The 19447-nt window shown below is 71.8% G+C and carries 19 protein-coding genes; 16 read left to right on the forward strand and 3 right to left on the reverse strand.

Annotated features, from left to right (window positions below; translation table 11 throughout):
* Positions 1 to 129: 129 nt before the first annotated feature.
* Positions 130 to 1608 carry an aldehyde dehydrogenase gene (locus tag ACWEV3_RS35235; RefSeq protein ID WP_452618043.1) on the reverse strand — a complete coding sequence of 493 codons (1479 nt, stop codon included), beginning with the start codon at positions 1606 to 1608 and terminating at the stop codon, positions 130 to 132.
* 222 nt (positions 1609 to 1830) lie between these two features.
* Between ACWEV3_RS35235 and ACWEV3_RS35240 the strand changes: the two genes are divergently transcribed.
* From ACWEV3_RS35240 to ACWEV3_RS35300, 13 genes are all read left to right on the forward strand, one after another.
* Positions 1831 to 2352: a cupin domain-containing protein gene (locus tag ACWEV3_RS35240; RefSeq protein ID WP_358566683.1), complete on the forward strand. Its 522-nt coding sequence runs from the start codon at positions 1831 to 1833 to the stop codon at positions 2350 to 2352.
* A gap of 76 nt (positions 2353 to 2428) precedes the next feature.
* Complete coding sequence (locus tag ACWEV3_RS35245) at positions 2429 to 3367, forward strand: PDR/VanB family oxidoreductase (RefSeq protein ID WP_452618044.1); 939 nt, start codon at positions 2429 to 2431, stop codon at positions 3365 to 3367.
* Between the two features lie 12 nt (positions 3368 to 3379).
* Positions 3380 to 3622 (forward strand): hypothetical protein, encoded by a 243-nt coding sequence (locus ACWEV3_RS35250; RefSeq protein ID WP_452618045.1) that lies wholly within the window; start codon positions 3380 to 3382, stop codon positions 3620 to 3622.
* Positions 3623 to 3843: 221 nt separating this feature from the next.
* Positions 3844 to 4068, forward strand: coding sequence for a recombinase-like helix-turn-helix domain-containing protein (locus ACWEV3_RS35255; protein WP_093272452.1), 225 nt, complete (start codon positions 3844 to 3846; stop codon positions 4066 to 4068).
* Between the two features lie 2 nt (positions 4069 to 4070).
* Positions 4071 to 5105, forward strand: a complete 1035-nt coding sequence (locus ACWEV3_RS35260; protein WP_452618046.1) for a Rieske 2Fe-2S domain-containing protein — start codon at positions 4071 to 4073, stop codon at positions 5103 to 5105.
* Positions 5106 to 5119: 14 nt separating this feature from the next.
* Positions 5120 to 6055 (forward strand): VOC family protein, encoded by a 936-nt coding sequence (locus ACWEV3_RS35265; protein WP_452618047.1) that lies wholly within the window; start codon positions 5120 to 5122, stop codon positions 6053 to 6055.
* Positions 6052 to 6834: an aspartate dehydrogenase domain-containing protein gene (locus ACWEV3_RS35270; RefSeq protein WP_452618048.1), complete on the forward strand. Its 783-nt coding sequence runs from the start codon at positions 6052 to 6054 to the stop codon at positions 6832 to 6834. Before ACWEV3_RS35265 ends, ACWEV3_RS35270 begins: the two co-directional genes overlap by 4 nt.
* On the forward strand, positions 6831 to 7628 hold the full coding sequence (locus ACWEV3_RS35275) for an alpha/beta fold hydrolase (protein WP_452618049.1): 798 nt from the start codon (positions 6831 to 6833) through the stop codon (positions 7626 to 7628). The genes ACWEV3_RS35270 and ACWEV3_RS35275 overlap by 4 nt, the downstream gene beginning before the upstream one ends.
* Complete coding sequence (locus ACWEV3_RS35280; protein WP_452618050.1) at positions 7625 to 8374, forward strand: 3-oxoacyl-ACP reductase family protein; 750 nt, start codon at positions 7625 to 7627, stop codon at positions 8372 to 8374. Before ACWEV3_RS35275 ends, ACWEV3_RS35280 begins: the two co-directional genes overlap by 4 nt.
* A 10-nt stretch (positions 8375 to 8384) precedes the next feature.
* Positions 8385 to 9155: an SDR family oxidoreductase gene (locus tag ACWEV3_RS35285; RefSeq protein ID WP_452618051.1), complete on the forward strand. Its 771-nt coding sequence runs from the start codon at positions 8385 to 8387 to the stop codon at positions 9153 to 9155.
* Positions 9156 to 9437: 282 nt separating this feature from the next.
* Positions 9438 to 11072, forward strand: a complete 1635-nt coding sequence (locus ACWEV3_RS35290; protein ID WP_452618052.1) for a thiamine pyrophosphate-binding protein — start codon at positions 9438 to 9440, stop codon at positions 11070 to 11072.
* A 12-nt stretch (positions 11073 to 11084) separates the two neighbouring features.
* On the forward strand, positions 11085 to 11615 hold the full coding sequence (locus ACWEV3_RS35295) for a dienelactone hydrolase family protein (RefSeq protein WP_452618053.1): 531 nt from the start codon (positions 11085 to 11087) through the stop codon (positions 11613 to 11615).
* 136 nt (positions 11616 to 11751) lie between these two features.
* Entirely contained in the window at positions 11752 to 13134 is a 1383-nt protein-coding gene (locus ACWEV3_RS35300) for an MFS transporter (protein WP_452618054.1), read from the forward strand.
* Positions 13135 to 13366: 232 nt separating this feature from the next.
* Here ACWEV3_RS35300 and ACWEV3_RS35305 read toward each other — a convergent pair whose 3' ends face one another.
* Entirely contained in the window at positions 13367 to 14239 is an 873-nt protein-coding gene (locus ACWEV3_RS35305) for a hypothetical protein (protein ID WP_452618055.1), read from the reverse strand.
* A 77-nt stretch (positions 14240 to 14316) separates the two neighbouring features.
* Positions 14317 to 14955 (reverse strand): TetR/AcrR family transcriptional regulator, encoded by a 639-nt coding sequence (locus ACWEV3_RS35310; protein ID WP_452618056.1) that lies wholly within the window; start codon positions 14953 to 14955, stop codon positions 14317 to 14319.
* A 124-nt stretch (positions 14956 to 15079) separates the two neighbouring features.
* Between ACWEV3_RS35310 and ACWEV3_RS35315 the strand changes: the two genes are divergently transcribed.
* Genes ACWEV3_RS35315 through ACWEV3_RS35325 form a run of 3 tightly spaced genes read left to right on the forward strand, consistent with a single transcriptional unit; the run spans position 15080 to position 19226 of the window.
* Complete coding sequence (locus ACWEV3_RS35315) at positions 15080 to 16507, forward strand: purine-cytosine permease family protein (protein ID WP_452618057.1); 1428 nt, start codon at positions 15080 to 15082, stop codon at positions 16505 to 16507.
* 11 nt (positions 16508 to 16518) lie between these two features.
* On the forward strand, positions 16519 to 18141 hold the full coding sequence (locus tag ACWEV3_RS35320; RefSeq protein WP_452618058.1) for an amidohydrolase: 1623 nt from the start codon (positions 16519 to 16521) through the stop codon (positions 18139 to 18141).
* Positions 18138 to 19226 carry a C45 family autoproteolytic acyltransferase/hydolase gene (locus ACWEV3_RS35325; protein ID WP_452618059.1) on the forward strand — a complete coding sequence of 363 codons (1089 nt, stop codon included), beginning with the start codon at positions 18138 to 18140 and terminating at the stop codon, positions 19224 to 19226. The genes ACWEV3_RS35320 and ACWEV3_RS35325 overlap by 4 nt, the downstream gene beginning before the upstream one ends.
* Positions 19227 to 19447 lie beyond the last annotated feature (221 nt).

The raw sequence follows: 19447 nt of genomic DNA on the forward strand, positions 1-19447 counted from the left end.
GTCGACCTCTGAACCCTCTGGGGTGCGAGGTTTCCGCGGTTTCAATTGAAACTGTCGACCTCTGAACCCTCTGGAGTGCGAGGTTTCTGCGGTTTCAATTGAAACTGCGGACCTCCGGTGGGCGGTGGGTTAGGTGGCCCAGGGGAGCGGGGCTTCGTCGAGGCCCCAGTAGAGGCTCTTCTGCCGGGTGTACCGGAGGATCGCGTCGCGGCCCTTGTCCGTGCCCACGCCGCTGGCCTTCATCCCGCTGAACGGGGTGGCGATGCTGAACTGCTTGTAGGTGTTGATCCACACCGTGCCCGCGTCGATGCGCCGGGCCACCCGCCAGGCCCGCCGGTAGTCCCGGGTCCAGATCCCGCAGGCCAGGCCGAAGATCGTGTCGTTCGCCCGGGCGATCAGGTCGTCCTCGTCGCGGAAGGGCAGCACGACGCCGACCGGGCCGAAGATCTCCTCCTGGCACGTGCGGGCGTCGTTGGGCAGCCCGTCCAGCAGCGTCGGCAGGTAGTACGCGCCGCGCGCCAGCTCCGGATCGTCGGGGATCCCACCGCCGCAGAGCACGTTGGCGCCTTCCTCGCGAGCGCGGTCGACCAGCGCGGCCACCCGGTCGCGGTGCGCGAAGGTGGCCAGCGGCCCGACCTGGCTGGCCGGGTCGGTGCCGGGGCCGACCCGCAGCCGCCGCGCCCCGGCGACCAGGCGCTCGACGAACTCGGAGTAGATCCGCTCCGGCACGAAGATCCGGGATCCGGCGATGCAGCTCTGCCCGCTGGAGGAGAAGATCCCGTACAGGACCCCGGCCACGGCCTGGTCCAGGTCGGCGTCGTCGAACACGATCGTCGGCGACTTGCCGCCGAGTTCGCTGGTCAGCGGCATGAACTTGGCCGCGGCGAGTTGGCCGATGGCGCGGCCGGTGTCGGTGCCGCCGGTGAAGGAGACCTTGCCAACCACCGGGTGCCGGACGATCGCGTCGCCGACCACCGATCCCTTGCCGGGCAGCACCGAGAGCAGCGCCGGGGGCACCCCGGCCTCGACCACCAGCCGGGCGAGCGCCAGCGACACCAGCGGGGTGGCTTCGGCGGGCTTGAGCAGCACGGCGTTGCCCGCGGCCAGCGCCGGCGCGACCTTCTGCGCATCGCTCGCGATGGGGGAGTTCCACGGCGTGATCGCGCCGACCACGCCGATCGGCTCCGGCACGCTCATCGTCAGGTAGGGGCCGCGCTGCGGGGTCAATGGGGTCTCGGTGGTCTCCAAAGCGGCGGCGTAGAACCGGAAAGTGCCTGCGGCGCTGCCCACCAGCGCGCGCGTCTCGGCCAGCGCCTTGCCGGTGTTGCGGGTCTGCAGGAGGGCGAGTTCGCCGGCGTGCTGCTCGATCAGGTCGCCGACCCGGGCGAGCAGCCGGGCGCGCTCGTGCGGGAGCAGGTCCCGCCAGGCCGGGTCCGCCGCGGCGGCGGACCCGGCGCGGGCGGCTTCGTCGACGTCCTCCGGTGCGGCGCCGGTGATCTTCGCGATGACCTCGCCGGTGGCCGGGTCGACGCACTCCAGCGGGTTGCCGCGGCCGGGCCGCCAGCGGCCCGCGACGTGGATCTCGTCCGGCACCCCGGGACTCGTCATGCTGCACCTCCAGGTCTGAGCGACGTTGGTTGATTAGCTTAGAACTAAGATGAATGTGGCAACAAGGTGCGTCGCGGACGCGTTCGATCGACCGGCATCTAGCTGCGAAAACGAGATGATCTGGAAAGAAGTTTTGCACCGGGGGTTGCGGCGGTCACAGCCTCGTGTTCATACTGCTCACCACTCGCTCGCTTACCGCTAAGAGATTCTGGAGGTCGCCCGATGACCGCTGCAGACGCCAAGACCAACACCGGCCTGGAAGACCTGATCGACTCCTGCATCGCCTCGCGGGAGAGCCGGCACGAGGACTGGGACACCCTCGCGTTCCAGGCCAAGGCCGGCGACGAGTTCCGCCGCGCGCAGATCCGGTACATCGGTTCCGGCGCCACCGGCAACCACGAGGGCGACGGCCGCACGCTGCCGTCGGAGCACTTCACCTTCTCCAACATGCGCTTGCCGCTGGGCGCGATCGGCCCGGAGCACACCCACCACGACGTGGAGGAGGTGTTCTTCGTGCTGGAGGGGCAGCTCGAGGTCAGCGTCCACGACGTCGAGGACGGCACCAAGACCGCGACCCGCGTGCTCGGCTACCGCGACCTGATCCGGGTGCCCGCCGGGGTGCCGCGCAGCCTGAAGGCCATCGGCGACACCGACGCGCTGTTCTGCGTCGTCATCGGCGCCCAGAAGCCGCAGCTGCCGACCTACCCGGCCACCTCGCCGGTGCACGGCGTCACCCGCGACTGAACCGGGTCCACACCGCGAGCGGCCCCGCGCCGCATTGAGAACAGACGTCAGTCGAGGAAGGCCCGGGGTGAGGAGCATGGCGCACGAGGTTCGGGTGCACAGCACGACGTGGCTGGCATCCGGTGTGGTGCAGGTGGAATTCCGCGATCCGGCCGGGGCCGACCTCCCGGCGTGGGAACCGGGGGCGCACCTCGCACTGCGGTTGGCCAACGGGATGACGCGGGAGTACTCGCTGTGCGGTGACCCGGCCGACCGCCGCAGCTGGACGGTCGCGGTGCTGCGCGAGCCGAACTCGCGCGGCGGCAGCAGCTGGGTGCACGAGCGGTTGACCGCGGGCACCCTGCTGACGGTCGACGGGCCGCGCAACAACTTCCCGCTGGAACCCGCCGAGCGCCACCTCCTCATCGCGGGCGGCATCGGCGTGACGCCGATGCGGGCCATGGCCGGCGAACTCGCCGACCGCGGCGCCGACTGGCGGATGCTCTACTGCGGACGGTCCCGCGAGAGCATGGCCTTCCTGCCGCAACTGCAGGAGATCGGTGGTGACCGGGTCCGCGTCCACGCCGACGACGAGCACGGCGGGCCGCCCGACCTCGGTGCCGAACTCGCCGGCCTGCCGCCCGGCGCGCTGGTGTACTGCTGCGGTCCCGAACCGCTGATCGGCGCGGTGGAAGCGGCGTTGCCAGATCCGTCGGTGCTGCGCGTCGAGCGGTTCCGGGCCCCGGAGGCGCCGGCGTCCACTTCGGACGGAGGCTTCGAGGTGGCCTGCGAGGCGTCCGGCACGCGGGTGTTCGTCGGCCCGGACGTCTCGGTGCTCGACGCGCTGTCCGACGCCGGGGTGCCGGTGCCGAGCTCCTGCCAGGAAGGCGTGTGCGGCACCTGCGAGACCAAGGTGCTCGGCGGCGAGCCGGAGCACCGCGACTTCGTGCTCAGCCAGGCGGAGCGGGATGCCGGGGAAACGATGATGATCTGCGTGTCCCGCTGCCGTTCGGCCGAGCTGGTACTGGACTTGTGAACGAGTAGGACCATGACCGTCATCGCGGTGCTCAACCACCGGCAGCTGGCCATGCTGCGGGCCGTCGCCCGTGGCCGGGCCGAGATCACCTGCAGCTGCGAACCCGACCTGTACGTCGACGGGCTGCCGTGCTGCGACCAGGGCAGCGCCCGGGAGCTGGTGCAGACCGGCCTCCTGCGCGCGGCCCCGCCCGGCGCGAGCAGCGGGCGCGTGACCGCTGCCCTGACCGACCTCGGCCGGGCGGCACTGCACTAGGGGGCGTTCCGGAATGGCTCCGGGCAGGCGCGCCCGACGCCAGTGGCGGTTTCGCGCGAAATCGCCACCCCGCCCCCACGAGAAGCGCTGATTTCGCGCGAAATCGACGCCCTGCATCCCAGGCGGCCACGTCGCGCGCTTGCCCGTACCCCGCAATCCGGAACGACCCCTTGGAGATCCGGGTGCCGGTGTCCCGTTGGAAACACTGGAGGAGAACCGACATGTCGCTGACCTTGGAGCCGGTGCAGACCCGGCTCGGGCCCACCACGAGCTATGCGGATGCCTTCGCCGACGAACTGGAGGCGATCTACGGCCGGGGCGTGCACGACCTGCCCGGCGTCGTGGCCGCGCTCAACGAGACCGGCGTCCGCCCGGCCGACGGCTCCGACTGGACCGAGCAGGCGTTCACCGCCGAGCTCGCCCGCCTCGGCGCGAAGGAGATCTGACGATGACCAGGCTGCGGAACGAGGAAGACCTCCTGCTGCTCGGGCTGCGGGACCGCTGGTACCCGCTGTGCCCGTCGAGCCAGGTCCGGGCGGGCGAACTGACCCGGCTGGAGCGCGCGGGCGAGGAATTGCTGCTGTGGCGCGACAGTTCCGGCGTCGTGCACGTGCAGGAGGACCGGTGTCCGCACCGCGCCGCGCGGCTGTCGCTGGGCGTGCACATGGGCGACCGGATCGCCTGCAACTACCACGGTGTCCAGCTCGACGGAGACGGTGTCGTGGCTTCGGTGCCGGGCAGCCCGGGTTGCGCGCTGGAAGGCCGCAAGGCGCTGCGCACCTTCCCGGCGCAGGAGCACGCCGGGGCGATCTTCGCCTGGTTCGGCGCGGACGAGGCCGCCGAACCGACTCCGTTGCAGGTGCCCGCGCCGATCGCCGGCGGCGAGTGGGACAACTTCCTCTGCTACGTCGAGTGGGACGCCTCCTACCTGCTCTCGCTGGACAACCTGCTCGACCCGATGCACGGCGCGTTCCTGCACCGCAACAGCCACACCATGTACACCGGGAAGCGGGAGGCGGCGTTCCAGATCCGGGACACCGACACCGGTTTCGTGTTCGAGAAGACCGACCAGCGCGGCGTCAACTTCGACTGGTCGGAGTGGCTCGACACCGGCGGCCTGCAGTCGGTCACGCTGGACATCCCGTACCCGGACACCGCCGGGCCGGGCGGCCCGTTCACCATCGTTGCCTGCGTGACGGCGATCAACGAACGCCAGCACGCCGGGTTCTTCTGGCGCTGCCGCAAGGTCAGCGGCTGGCAGCGGGACAGCTGGCGGTTCCTGTACAAGAACCGGATCGAGGCGCGGCACTGGCAGGTGCTGGAGCAGGACCGCGTCATGGCCGAGGCGATGCCCGACGACGCCTGGGCTCGGGAGAACCTCTACCAGCACGACATCGCCCTCGTCCGGCTGCGCCGGATGCTGCGCGCAGAAGCCAAGCGACAAGCCGCCGCCCGCGGACCCGTCCGCGCGGCCGCCCGCTGATTGGAGTGCACACGATGCGATTCCCCGACGCCGAGCCGGTGGTGCGGCTCCGGTCGCTGCGGTCGGTCGGCCTGCGCACCGAGCGGTTCGCCGAGGCCGCCGAGTTCTACCACGAGGTCTGGGGCCTGACCTCGGTGGAGACCGACCGGGATGCCGCGTGGCTGCGCGGAACCGGCTCGGAACACCACATCGTCGAGCTGCGGCAGGCCGAGCAGAACGGGCTGGGCAAGATCGCGTTCGCGGTCGGGACGCCCGCCGAGATCGACGAGGCGGGCCGGCGACTGGCCGCGTTCGGCGTCCCGTTGCTCGCCGAACCCGGCCCGTTGGACCAGATCGGCGGCGGCTACGGACTGCGGTTCGTCGATCCCGAAGGCCGGCTGATCGAGCTGTCCTGCAACGTGGAAGCCGTCGTCGCGAAGGATCCCGACGGCCTGCCCGCGGTGCCGCGCAAGGTGGCGCACGTCGTGCTCAACACCGTCGACATCGACGCCGCCTGCGAGTTCTACACGCGCGTGCTGGGGATGCGGATCTCGGACTGGTCGGAGCACCAGATGGCGTTCCTGCGGTGCAATTCCGACCACCACGTGATCGCGTTCAACCAGGCGCAGTGGACCTCGGTCAACCACGTGGCCTACGAGATGCCGTCGATGGACCACTTCATGCGCGGCATCGGGCGGCTGAAGCACAACGGGATCACCCCGCTGTGGGGCCCGGGGAGACACGGCCCGGGATCCAACACCTTCTCCTACTTCGCCGATCCGGCCGGACTGGTCTGCGAGTACACCTCCGACGTCGCGCAGGTCGAGGAGGACGCCTGGCTGTGCCGGGTGTGGCGGCGCACCGCCGAGCTCTCCGACCAGTGGGGCACCGCGGGCCCGCCGTCCAAGGACGCGCGTGCGCACATGGCGGGCAAGCCCGACGCCGGTTACCGGGAGCTGGTGCGGGCATGAAGGTGGCCATCCTCGGCTGCGGCGCGATCGGCGGCGTCGTGGCGCGCGCGGTGCGGGACGGCGAGGTCCCGGGAGCCGATCTGGTCGGCGTCGTGCACGCCGAGCACACCGACCCGCCGGGACTGCCGGTGCTGGACGTCGAAGCCGCCATCGAGCAGGCGGACCTGATCGTCGAGTGCGCGGGCCAGCGCGCGCTCGCCGAACTCGGGCCGTCCATCGTGGCCGCCGGCACGGACCTGCTGGCGGTGTCCATCGGCGCGCTGGCCGATGATGCGCTGCTGGCGAAGCTGCGCGACACCGGACCCGGCCGGCTGCACCTGTGCAGCGGCGCGATCGGCGGCCTGGACGTGCTCGCGGCGGCCGCCCGGATGGGCGGGTTGTCGTCGGTGCGCATCGTGACCACGAAGAAGGCGCCCACGCTGATCCAGAAGTGGATGGACGAGCCCGCCGTGCAGCGGCTGCGCACCGCAGTCGAGCCGGTCGAGCTGATGCGCGCACCGGCCCGCGCGGTCACCGCCGCCTTCCCCGCTTCGGCCAACGTCGCGGCGTCGGTCGCGCTGGCGGTGGGGGATTGGGACCTGGTGGAGGCCGCCGTCGTCGCCGATCCGAAGGCCCCGTTGACCAGCCACGTGATCACCGCCGAAGGAAGCGCGGGCGACTACCGCTTCGAGATCCGCAACCACCCGTCCCCGGCGAACCCGGCCACCAGCGGCGTGGTTCCGCACGCGGTGCTGGCCGCCGTGGGCCGGCTCGCCGCGCCGACCGGAGCGTTCGCATGATCCGGACGAAGGTGTCCGATGTGGACTTCGTGGTGGCGGGCCGCGGCACGCCGCTGGTGCTGCTGCACGGCATCGGCGGCGCCGCCGATGCGTTCGACGCGCAGCTGTCCGGGCTGGCCGGCGACCACCGGGTCATCGCCTGGGACGCGCCCGGCTACGGCGGCTCGGCCGACCTGCCCGGCGAGCCGGACCTGGACGCGTACGCCGATGCGGTCGTGTCGGCGCTGCGCGGGCTGGACGCCGAACCGGCGCACCTGCTCGGGGTTTCCTGGGGCGGGGTGATCGCGACGCGGGTGGCGATCAGGGCACCGGAGGTGCTGCGGTCGCTGATCCTCGCCGACTCCTCGCGCGGCTCGGGCCGGACGGCCGACGGCCGGAAGGCGATGGCGGCGCGGGTCCGGGAGCTCACCGCCCGCGGCGCGGACGCGTTCGCGGCCGCCCGCGGACCACGCCTGGTGGCGCCCGGTGCGGACCCGGCGGTGCGGGAGCGGGTCGTGGCGCTGATGTCGCGGGTCCGGCCGCGCGGCTACCGCAACGCCGCCCGCGTGATGGCGGCGACCGACCATTCCGCGCAGCTGGCGGTGATCACCACGCCGACGCTGGTGGTCGTCGGCGGCGAGGACGCCGTGACCGGCGTGGCCGAAAGCCGGGTGCTGGCCGAGCAGATCCCCGACGCCCGGCTGGTCGAGATCCCCGGCGCCGGGCACGCCGCCAACCAGGAGCGCCCCGCCGAGTTCAACGCGGCGGTGCGGGCGTTCCTTGCCGAAATCGACACCAGGGGAGGAGTGCTGTGACGCTCACCGGACGACTGGTCGTGGTCACCGGCGCCGGCCGCGGCCTGGGGCTCGCGATCGCCCACGATCTCGCCGCCGCCGGGGCGCACCTCGTGATCGCCGAGCGGAACCCCGGCTTCGCCGCTTCGGCGGCCGCCGAACTCGCCGCGCACGGCGTTCCGGTGCACCGCGTGGACACCGACGTGTCCGACCCCGACTCGGTGCAGCGGCTCGCCGACCAGGTCGCCGCGCTCGGCGGCGCCTACGGCGTGGTCAACAACGCGGCGCTGGCCGACGGCGTCGGCGGGAAGTACTTCTACGACATCGAACCCGACGAGTTCGACCGGATCATGTCGGTCAACCTGCGCGGCACCTGGCTGGTTTCGAAGGCGCTCTACCCGCAGCTGCGGGCCAGGGGAGACGGCCGGATCCTCAACATCGCCTCGGACGTCGCGTTCTACGGTCCGCCCCGGCTCATGCACTACGTGGCCTCCAAGGGCGCGATCGTGGCCATGACGCGCGCGATGGCCCGCGACGCCGGGCCCGACGGGATCACCGTGAACGCCGTCGCCCCGGGCATCACCGAATGCGAGGCCACCCAGGCCGTTCCGGCCGAACGGCACGAGCTGTACCGGGTCAACCGCGCGCTCGCCCGGCCGCAGCAACCCGAGGACCTCGTGGGCGCGGTGCGGTTCCTGCTGTCCGACGCGGCCGCGTACATCACCGGCCAGACGTTGCTCGTAGACGGCGGCTTCGTCTGCCGATGAGGAGGAAACGATGGATCTTGGGTTGACCGGCCGCACCGTGGTGGTGACCGGCGCGAGTTCCGGCGTCGGCCTGGCCACCACCAAGATGCTGCTCGCCGAGGGGGCCAACGTCGCCGCCTGCGCACGCGACGCCGACCGGCTGAAGGCCGCGCTGGACGGGCTGCCGGTGCACATCGGCGCCTGCGACGTCCTGGACGAAGCGGCCGTGCAGGAGTTCGTCGCGGGAGCGGCCGAGGCTTTCGGCGGGATCGACGGCGTGGTCAACAACGCCGGGCGTTCCCTGATGGCGCGGCTGTCCGAAACCGCCGACCGGCAGTGGCGCGACGAGCTGGAGCTGAAGATCTTCAGCGTCCTGCACGTGATCCGGGCAGCGCAGCCGTGGCTGCGCGCGTCCGACGCCGCATCGGTGGTCAACATCAACGCGATCCTGGCGCGGCAGCCCGAAGCGCGCCTGGCGGCCACCTCGGCGGCGCGGGCCGCGCTGCTCAACCTCACCAAGACGCTCGCCGGTGAGCTCGCCGCCGACGGGATCCGGGTCAACTCGGTGTGCCTCGGCCTGATCGACACGGGGCAGTGGCGCCGCCGCTACGAGCAGTCCGGCTCCGCATCGGACTTCGCCGCGTGGAGCGCGGGACTGGCCGCCGACCGCGGCATCCCGCTGGGGCGGCTGGGCACCGCCGACGAGGTCGCCTTCCCGATCGCGTCGCTGCTCTCCCCGCGCGCCTCCTACATCACCGGCTCCGCCGTCGACGTCGGCGGCGGCATCGCCCGCTACCTCTGAAAGCCTGGTGGTGGGCTCGTTTTGCGTGGCGGTGCGGGTGGCGGCCCCCTGCGGGAGTTACGGCCGCCGCCTGGCTGTGGGATCCCGTTCTTCGTATGTCCAATACGCGGCAAACGGGCTGTCCTCGCGGCGGTGCAAGTTGCTCAGGTGGGCTAAGCGGCTGGCGCCGCTTCAAGGACAAAGAACAAAACGACATTCGCTAACAGGCTCTGAGCCCTCCGGTCGTGAGCGCGAAAGCCGGTGAACCGGCGTTCGCGCTCACGAGAGAAAGGTAGGACTGTCATGCCCAGTACCAACGGCGGCGATCTGCTCGTCCAGGTCATGCGCGACAACGGCGTCGACACCGCCTTCGGCGTGGTCAGCGTGCACAACCTGCCCCTGGTGGAGGCGGTGAGCCGGGAACTGCGCTTCGTCCCGGTGCGCCACGAAGCGGCGGCGGTCAACGCCGCCGACGGCTACGCCCGGGCGACCGGCGGCCTCGGGGTGGCGATCACCAGCACCGGCACCGGCGCGGGGAACGCGGCCGGCGCGATGGTCGAGGCGCTGACCGCCGGCAGCCGGTTGCTGCACGTGACCGGCCAGATCGACTCGCCGTTCCTCGGGCAGGGCCGCGGCGTCATCCACGAGACCAAGGACCAGGCCGCGATGCTCGCCGCCGTGTCCAAGCATGCCGCCACGGTGACCTCGTCCGATTCGGCGGAATCCGTGCTCCGCCAAGCGATTCGCAGTGCCTTGTCGCTCCCTTGCGGACCGTCGAGCGTGGAATGGCCGATCGACCTCCAATACGCCGAGCAGCGTCCCCGGCCCGCTCCGGCGGAGCAGGGCGAGGCCGCGCCGCCGGTCGATCCGGAGGCGGTGCGCCGCGCCGCCGAGATCATCCGGAGCGCCGAGCGGCCGATCCTGTGGGTCGGCGGCGGTGGCACCGGCGCCGGCGAGCGCGTGCGCGAGCTGGCGGAGCTGCTCGGGGCGGGAGTGCTGACCAGCAACTCCGGCCGCGGCAGCGTGCCGGAGGACCACGAGCTGGTGATCGGCAACTTCGCCGCCAACCCCGAGGCCGGGCCGCTGCTCGCCGAGGCCGACCTGCTGATCTCCATCGGAACGCACTTCCGCTCCAACGAAACCAGGCACTACGCGCTGGAACTGCCCCGCAACCACGTGCAGATCGACGTCGACCCGGCCGCGATCGGCCGCGTCCACCCGGCCGAGGCCGGCTTGACCGGCGCCGCGGAGCAGGTGCTCCCGCAGCTGCTCACCGAGCTGACCGGCGCGGTGGGCGCCGGGCCCGCCTGGCGCGGGAAGGTCACCGGCACCCGCGAGCGGGTGCGCGCGCACCTGCGCGCGGCGATCGGCAAATACGCGCTGATCTGCGATGCGATGCGGCAGGAGCTGCCCGCCGAGTCGGTGATCGCGCGGGACGTGACGATCCCGTCCAGCCAGTGGGGCAACAGGCTGCTGGAGATCTACCGGCCGAACACCAACGTCTTCCCGGTCGGCGGCGGCATCGGGCAGGGCTTGGCCACCGGCATCGGCGCGGCGATCGGCGCGCCGCAGGCGCCGACCGTGGTGTTCGCCGGGGACGGCGGCCTCGCGGTGCACCTCGGCGAGCTCGCCACGCTGGCCCAGGAGCGGCCGTGGCTGGTGCTGGTGGTGTTCAACGACGGCGGCTACGGCGTGCTGCGCAACATGCAGGACAAGCACGCGGGCCGGCGCTCCGGCGTCGACCTGTTCACGCCGAACTTCGGGGGCCTGGCCGACGCGCTGGACCTGCCGTACGCGCTGGTCAACAGGGCAGAATCGTTCGCCGAGGCGTTCGCCAAGGCGGTGGCGGAGCACCGCCCGTTCCTGCTCGAAGTCGACGTCACCGCGCTCGAACCGACGCCGTCGCCGTTCGTTCCTCCGGTCCACGTGCCCAGCTGAACAGGATCCGAGATGCCTGCCGAACCGGCCCACCACGACCACCACCACGCCCACGGGCCCGCCAACCGGGGCCGCCGGGTGCTGCGCACCGCAGCACCGCTGTTCGTGCGGTTCCCGCGAACCCGCCCGCGCACGGCCGTGGTCGTGCTGCACGACGCCTACGGGCTGACCGAGCCGATCGAGCGCTGCTGCCGGGCGCTGGCCCGCAGCGGGCACGTCGCGGTCGCCCCCTACCTGTACTACGAGACCGGCGGCAAGGAATTCCGCCCGGAGAACGAGGAAACCGCGCGGGCCGCGATGTCGCTGCTGGCGGCCGACGACCTCGCCGCGGACATCGCCGGGGCCCTCGACCACCTGGCCTCCCGGCTCGGCATCCCCGCCCGCGCGACCGGCGCGCTCGGGGTGGGCGAGACCGGCCCGCTCGCGACCCGGGCCGCCGCCGAACACGACCTGGCCGCGGCGGTCGAGTGCGATCCGCTCGACGAGTCCCCGGCCGCCGACCCCGCCCGGGCGATCCGGCTCCTCGACGCCCGGCTGCCCTGACCCCATCGGCCCCACCGGTCGCCTCCCGACCCAGGGAGGCGCGAAACGCGAGTCCACCGCGCTCGCCGAACCTCCCGGCAACTACCGTTCCATGCCACGTCCTCGTGGCATGCGTGTCCCAACGAAGGAGGGACGCATGAGCATCACGGCCCCCGACCACACCGTCCAGCAGGACGTCGCCGCTCGCCTGGAGCGGCTGCCGATGTCGCGCTGGCACGTCAGCGTGCGGCTGATCATCGGCGTCGTCACGTTCTTCGAGGCGTTCGACCAACTGCTCATCGCCTTCTCGCTGCCCGAGATCTCCCGCGAGTGGGGCCTGTCCACGGCAGGCGCCACCGCGACCCTGACCATCGGCTCGATCGGCATGCTGCTCGGGGCGCTGGCCTCCGGCTGGCTCGCCGACCGCATCGGCCGGGTCCGGGTGATCACGCTGTGCCTGGTGATCACCGCGCTCGGCAACCTGGGCATGGCGCTGAGCCCGGCGCTGCTGCCGTTCCTGGTCCTGCGGTTCATCCAGGGACTGGCCATCGGCGGCGAGGTGCCCACCGCGGCGTCCTACATCGCCGAGCTCAGCCGGGCCAAGCGCCGCGGCCGGTTCGTGCTGATGTACGAGGTGGTCTTCCCGGCCGGGCTGACCGTCGGCGCGCTGGCGTCGGCGTGGATCGTGCCGAACTGGGGCTGGCGCACGCTGTTCCTGATCGCCGCGATTCCCGGCGTCGCCGCGTTCTTCCTGCAGCGCAGGGTGCCCGAGTCGCCGCGCTGGCTGGCCGCCCGCGGCAGGTCCGCCGAGGCGCAGGAGGTGGTGGCGCGGATCGAGGAGAACGTCCGCCGCTCCACCGGCCGGGACCTGCCGCCGCCCGCGCCGGCTCCCGCGGTCGCCGGCGCGGAATCCGCGCGCACCGGCGCGCTGCGCGACCTGTTCACCGGTCGCTACCGGCGCCGCACCCTGGTGGTCTGGACGGTCTGGTTCGTCGGCTACCTGGCCAACTACGGGCTCACCTCGTGGCTGCCGACGCTCTACAAGCAGGTGTTCGGCCTGCCGACCGACGTCTCGCTCTGGTACAGCACCCTGGCGTCGGTGGCCGGGCTGGCCGGCTGCGTGCTGGCGGCGCTGACCATCGACCGGCTCGGCCGGCGGATGGTGCTGACCATCGGGCTCGGCGGCACCACGGTGGCGATGGGCGTGCTGGCGGTGCTCGGCGCGAGCTCCGCAGGGCAGCTGGCGGTGTTCTCCGCGTTCGCGGCGATGTTCAGCTTCGCGGCCAACATCAGCCTCTACCTCTACACACCGGAGCTCTACCCGACCCGCAGCCGGGCGCTCGGGTGCAGCCTGGGCGGCGTCCTCAACCGGCTGGGCATCATCACCGGCCCGATCCTGGTCGCCCTGGTCTACGCGGGCGGTACGGGTCTGTCGACGGTGTTCCTGATGATCGGCGGCATCACCCTCGTCGGCACGTTCGTCACCGCGGTGTTCGCAGAGGAGACGAAGGGGCGCACGCTCGAAGAGCTTTCGCCGTGACGGTGCCCGGTGGTGGCAGGTCGTTTCAAGACCGGTCCGGCGGGTAGTTCACCAACGGCCCTGCTGCGTTCGCGCGGCAGGGCCGTTCGCGCGGGGGCGCAGTGTCCGAACAGGACAGTACGCGGTCAGCCGATGGCGTCGAACCTGGGCAGCTCGGCAACGATCGCGCGTTCGTGCCGTTGACCGCTGTCCAGGACCGCATCAACGGAGAACGACCACGAACACGCAGTGGCTATTCGGGGTTTCCGGCAGGCAGCGCGAGTGCGGTGTCGATCGCGGTGTCCAGGAAGGCCAGGGTGTCGCGGCGACGGGCCAGCGGGTTGCGATAGCCCCGACGGCCCTCGGCGCCGCCGGTGCGCAGGCTCAGGCTTTCGGCGATGATGCGCTGCCAGCGTGGGTCGAACGCCTTCTGGGCGTGCCGGCCGGCACCGGTTTTGGAGGTCATCGTTCCGGTAGCGATCACGTGGTGCAGCCGGCTCACACCGAGAACCGCCCACACCGGGAACCACGCAGTGAGCCCGACGGCGACGGCCAGCGGGCGTTGCTGCCGCATCTTCCGCCACCACGGCCGCCAGTAGGTGCGGAGGTTGTCGACGGTGAACGCGCGCAAGGCATTCTGATCGGCCCACAGGTCCACGTCGGTCGGCTGGGGCCCGCGCACCGGAATCCCGTGCCAGGCAAGCTCGCAGAACGTCACCGGGTTGATGCCGGACCGTCCGGCCGGTGCGAAGCGGCTCTCCTGCGCGCAGGGAACGTCGGGGCAGTGGTCCGGCCCGGTCGCGAGGTCGGTCCAGGTGAGCACCGCGCCATCGAAGTTCGGCCGGGGGAAGCGGGCCACGGTGCGGGCGTGGGCCTCGGCCAACGCCACCATCTCCCGTGACTCGGACTCCACGCGGCGGTCGGTTACCGCAACGAAGTCGATATCGCTGGCCGTGCTGAGCCGGCCGCGACCGGCACCGGAGGGGTGAAAGTCGCCCAAGGCCACCGATCCGACCAGGTAGAAGCCGGTGACCAAGCCCGGTGCCAACTCATCCACGGCAGTCAGGAACAGCTCCGCACTCCGACGGACCTCGACTGGAAGATCAACGCTGGGCATGCCGGACAATCTACCGATCACCCCTCCTGGCCAACCGTGAACAGCACTGATCCGGTGCGACAGGACATCCGGGCCGACGCTCCTGCTCAACCGGCGGTGTCCGGTTCGGTGGCGCGGAGCAGGCTGTCGCGGGGGAGTCCCAGCGCGGTCTCGGCGACGCTGAACACCAGGTTCGCCGTCGTCGGGTGCGATGGCGGTTCGCAGTTCGAGTAGGAGTCGAGGCCGTCGATCGTCACCAGGATCACGACGGTCGCGCGCTCGGGATCGTCGGTGGCGAAATCACCGCGCCGCGCGCCTTCGGCGACGATGCCGGTGAGCGCCTGCCGGGTGATGGTCTCCTGCTCCTCGACGATCTGCCGGAGGTTCGGCCGGTACCGCGCGAGGTGCCGCGCGTTCAGCCACAGCCGCCCGAGGTTCGGGGAGGCGGCCCCGTCGATCCGGTGCAGGAACCTGGCCAGCTGCTCGCGCGGCGGCAGGGAGCTCTCCTCGGGAGGCAGCAGGGAGGCGCGTTCGCGCGACGCCGCGTGCGCGAAGGCCTCGCACAGCAGCGCGTCGATCGTGCCGAAGTAGTGGCTGATGAGCCCGGGCCGGACCGCCAGCTCGTCGGCGACCGCCTTCATGGTGACCCGCTCGAGCCCCTGCTCCAGGGCGAGGCGGCCCGCGGCCTCCAGGATCTCCGCCCGGCGCTCTGCCGGGTCCTTGCGGGTGCGAGGGGTTGACGTCACGCGGATCACCCTATTGAATCTGGCGCCAACAGTCTATTGGTGCACACACCAATAAGTTCTCCGTCGACTCATACCCCGAGGCAGCGAGGACAACGCCGTCGTTCGTCTGACTGAAGGAAGAAGAATGAGACAGCCCCCAGCCGCGCGCGAGGAGCGTCCCGGCACCGACCGCCCCGGGCGGATCGAGACCCGCGGCATCGACGTCGTGCCCGATGCCGAACGGCACGGGAGAGCGCGAGAGCTCTTCGCCATCTGGGCGGCCCCCAACGTGAGTTACCTGAGCTTCGTGGTCGGGGCGACCACGATCCTGATGGGACTGGGTCTCGCGGAGTCCATCGCGGTCATCGTCGCGGGGAACCTGCTGTGGTTCATCACCGGATTCATCTCCATCAGCGGGTCCGCCGCGGGCACCACCGGCTCGGTCATCTCGCGCGCCATGTACGGGGTGCTCGGCAACAAGGTCGTCATCGCGATCACCGGATGGCTGATCTCGGCCCTGTACCTCGCGCTGAACTGGTCCGCCGCGTCGGTCGCGGGCATCGGCCTGGCCGGGCAGCTCGGGCTGCCGGACTCGGCGGCGCTGGACGCCGCCGTGATCTGCGCGATCGCGGCCGCGACGATCCTGATCGCGATCTTCGGCCACGCCACGATCGTCCGCCTCTACACCTCGCTCACCGTCGTCCTGACCATCGTGTTCCTCGTGGTCTCCGCCCTCGTCGTGGTCCGCGCCGACTGGAGCTACGCCCCGGCGGAACCGCTCACCGGCTCCTCGCACGTCGTGGTGCTGGCGGCCGCGTTCACGATCGTCGCCTCGACGCCCCTGTCGTACGCCAACAGCCCGGACCTGGCCCGGTACCTGCCCCGGACGACCAGCGGCACGGCCGTCACCTGCTGGGCCGCCGCCGGCGGGATCGTGCCCAGCATCGTGTTCACCTCCGTCGGCGCCCTGGCGGCGACGGCCCTGGACATGAGCGATCCCCAGGCCGCGCTGGAGAGCATCATGCCCGCCTGGTTCGCCCCGGTCTTCGTCATCGCCGTCGTGGTGAACACGATGGCCAACAACGGCATGACGGCCTACAGCGCCGGGCTGTGCATGCAGTCCATCGGGGTGCGCCTGCCGCGCGTTCCCGCCGTGCTCGTCGTCGGCGTCATCGGCACCGCGATGACGCTCTTCGCGATCCTCGTCTTCGACTTCCTCACCGCCGTGAACACCATGCTCGAACTGGTCGTCGTCATCACCGGCCCGTGCATGGCCGTCTACGCCACCGACGTCGTCCTGCGCCGCAACCGCTACGACGGCGTCGCGCTCCACGACCAGACCAGCAGTGGCCCCTTCTGGTACCGGGGCGGGGTGAACTGGGCCGGCGCGCTGGCCACCGTCGGCGGTGTCGTGGCGGCGACGTTCTGCGCCAGCTCCAGCTCGTTCGTCGGCCCCGTCTCCGCCGCCATGGACGGCCTGAACCTCGCGCTGCCCGTCGGGATCACCGGTTCCGCCGTCCTCTACTGGATCCTCTCCCGCGCCCTCCGCACCATTCCGTCCACAGTGAACTGATCAGGAAAGACATGCTCGCCGATCTCATCCTGCGCGCCGCGCACATCGAGAACCTCGACCACGAGTCGAGCGCCCGGACCATCGCCATCGCAGGCGGCACCATCCTCGCCGTCGGCGGCGACGAGATCCTGGAGACCTACCGGGGACCCGGCACGGTCGTCCACGACTTCCCCGGTGCGACCGTCCTCCCGGGCCTGACCGATGCGCACGCCCATCCCGTGTGGGGATCCATCGAGCTCGGCCGCGGCTTGAACCTCGGCGCGGCACGCGCGCTGGACGAGGTCTTCGCGCTGATCGCCGAGCACCTCGCAGACCTGCCCGACGGGGCCTGGGTGGTGGGCTTCGACCTCGACATCAACGTGTTCGACGGCGAACCGTCCGGAGACGTGCTCGGGGAGCGGTTCCCGGGCGTCCCCGTCTCCCTGATGACCCGGGACGCCCACGCCCTCGTGGTCAGCCCGCGCGTGATCGAGCTGGCCGGGATCACCGGGGCCGAGACCTTCGACGACGCCTCCCGGATCGCCACCGATGCCGACAGGCGACCGACCGGGTTCGTCGTCGAGCTCCGCGCGATGGACCTGATCTTCGCCCACTACCCGGAAATTCCCGTCCCGACCGCGGCCCGGTACGTGTCCGAGCAGCTGCACCGGCTGGCCGCGGCGGGCCTGACCGGGCTGCACGCGATGGACTTCGACGACCCGTCCGAGGCCGTGTACCGGGAGATCGAGGCGGCAGGCGACCTTCCCCTGCGCGTGCGCTGCTCGCCGCTGGTCGCGGCGGACTCCGGGCGCGAAGTATGGGAGGCGGTCGCCGCGAAGCAGGCCCTGTCCGGGCGGCGGTGGTCGGTCGAGGGCGCGAAGTTCATGCTCGACGGCACGGTGGACAACGGTTCCGCCTGGTTCGAGCACCCCGACGTGCACGGGCAGAACCGCCGTCCGCTGTGGAAGGACCTCGACGCCTACCGGGACGCCGTCCGGTTCTTCGCCGAACGCGGCATCCCCACCGCCACCCACGCCATCGGCGACCAGGCCGTCCGGTTCGCGCTCGACGTGATCGAGGAGGTCGGCCATCCCCATGCCGGGCCGCCGCACCGCATCGAGCACGTCGAATCGATCCCCGACGACCTGCTCGACCGGTTCGCCGAACTCGGCGTGGTCGCCAGCCTGCAGCCCGTCCACGGGACGCGGATGACCGATCCGGACCAGAACGACAACTGGTCGCGCCGCATCGGCCCCGAACGCGTGGCCCACGGCTGGCGCACCCGGGACCTCATCGACCACGGCGCGACCGTGGCCCTCGGCTCCGACTGGCCGATCGGCGTCGGCGACCCGCGCGTCGCCCTGGCCGATGCCCAGCTCCGCCGCCCGGTGGACGAGCCCGACGCGCTCCCGGTCCAGCCGGGCCAGCGCATCACCGCGCGCGAGGCCCACGCGGGCATGACCCGTGCCACCGCGATCGCCGCCGGGGCGGGCGACCGCCTGGGCCGCATCGCACCCGGGTACCTCGCGGACCTGACCGTCTTCGCCGAGAACCCGCTGACCCTGTCCCCGGAACGGCAAGCGGCCAACCCGATCCTCGCGACCGTCGTCGACGGCACCGTCCGCCACGCAGCCAAGGAGCACCACCGGAAATGACCGACAGCACCTTCGAACGGCCCGCCACCCGCCTCCGCATCGCGGTCGACGAGGCGGACCCGCGCGCCCGCGGCCAGGAGCGCGGACGTCAGCTGGCGGCCGCGCTTCCCGGCGCCATCGACACCTACGACCGCCTCTTCGCGACGGGGAGCATCGACGAGGACACCGTTCGCGCGGATGCCGACCGCGCGCTGGACGACATCGCCGCGTTCCGCCCCCGGCTCGCCGAGCAGATCGAGGGCATCGCCGCCGGTGCGGGCGTCGAGACCTGGCGGGTGGCGGCCCTGAACGCGCGCACCGAGATCCTCGCGCGCAGCCGCACCGTGCCCCCGGGCGAATGCTCCACCATCGTGCGGGACACCGGAGACGGAGCGATCTTCGGCGTCCAGACCTGGGACTGGCACGTCGAGCTCGGCCCGTACTGGCACACCATCGACTCCGCGGGCGGCGCGCACCGCTACGCCGGGATCACCGAGCACGGCATCCTCGCCAAGATCGGCGTGAACGACGCCGGGCTCGCGCTCCACTTCAACATCCTCGGCCACCGAGACGACAGCGTCGGCGGCATCCCCGTGCACGTCCTCGCCGCGTGCGTCCTCGAAGAGGCCGGAAGCGTCGAGCACGCACTGGAACTCCTGCGCGAGGCGCCCATCGCCTCCTCCGGTTCCTTCGCGCTGTTCGACACCGCGCGGGCGGTGCTCCTCGACATCAGCCCCGAGGGCATCTTCGAGGTGCCGGAGGTCGTGCCCGGGACTTGGTTGCGCACCAACCACTTCCTCACCCCCGCGCCCGCCGCGCACGAGAAGTCCTGGTTGTACCAGCCCGATTCGGGGGAGCGCTTCGCCTTCCTCCAGGACCGGCTCGCCCGCACCTGGCCGCAGAGCGCCGAAGAGCTCGTCGGCCAGCTCATCACCGGCCCCGGAGAACCGCCCGTGACCTGCAACCCGGACCTGGGCAAGGAGTTCGGCCAGCGCTGGGCCAGCCTCGCCACGGTCGTGCTCGACCCTGCCCGCCGCACCGCCCGGATCCTCGACGGAACCCCGGCGGAGCACGACAGCCGCCCCTGGTACGAGCTGCAGTGCTAGTGCCGGGGCCTACGAATCGGAGCCAGGTGATAACGGCGGCAGCGGTGGCAGTCCGCGTGCCAAGCGTTCGTTCCAGAGCGGCTCGGCTCGGCTGATCCCGATGGGGCCTGGTGCCTGAGCGCCTGACACGCGGCGCCGGTTTCGCGCGAAACCGCCGTCTTGCCCTCACGTGGGGCGCCGGTTTCGCGCGAAACAGCCGGACCGCGACCCCGGTGGGCCCC

The organism is Saccharopolyspora sp. NPDC003752, assembly GCF_053605825.1.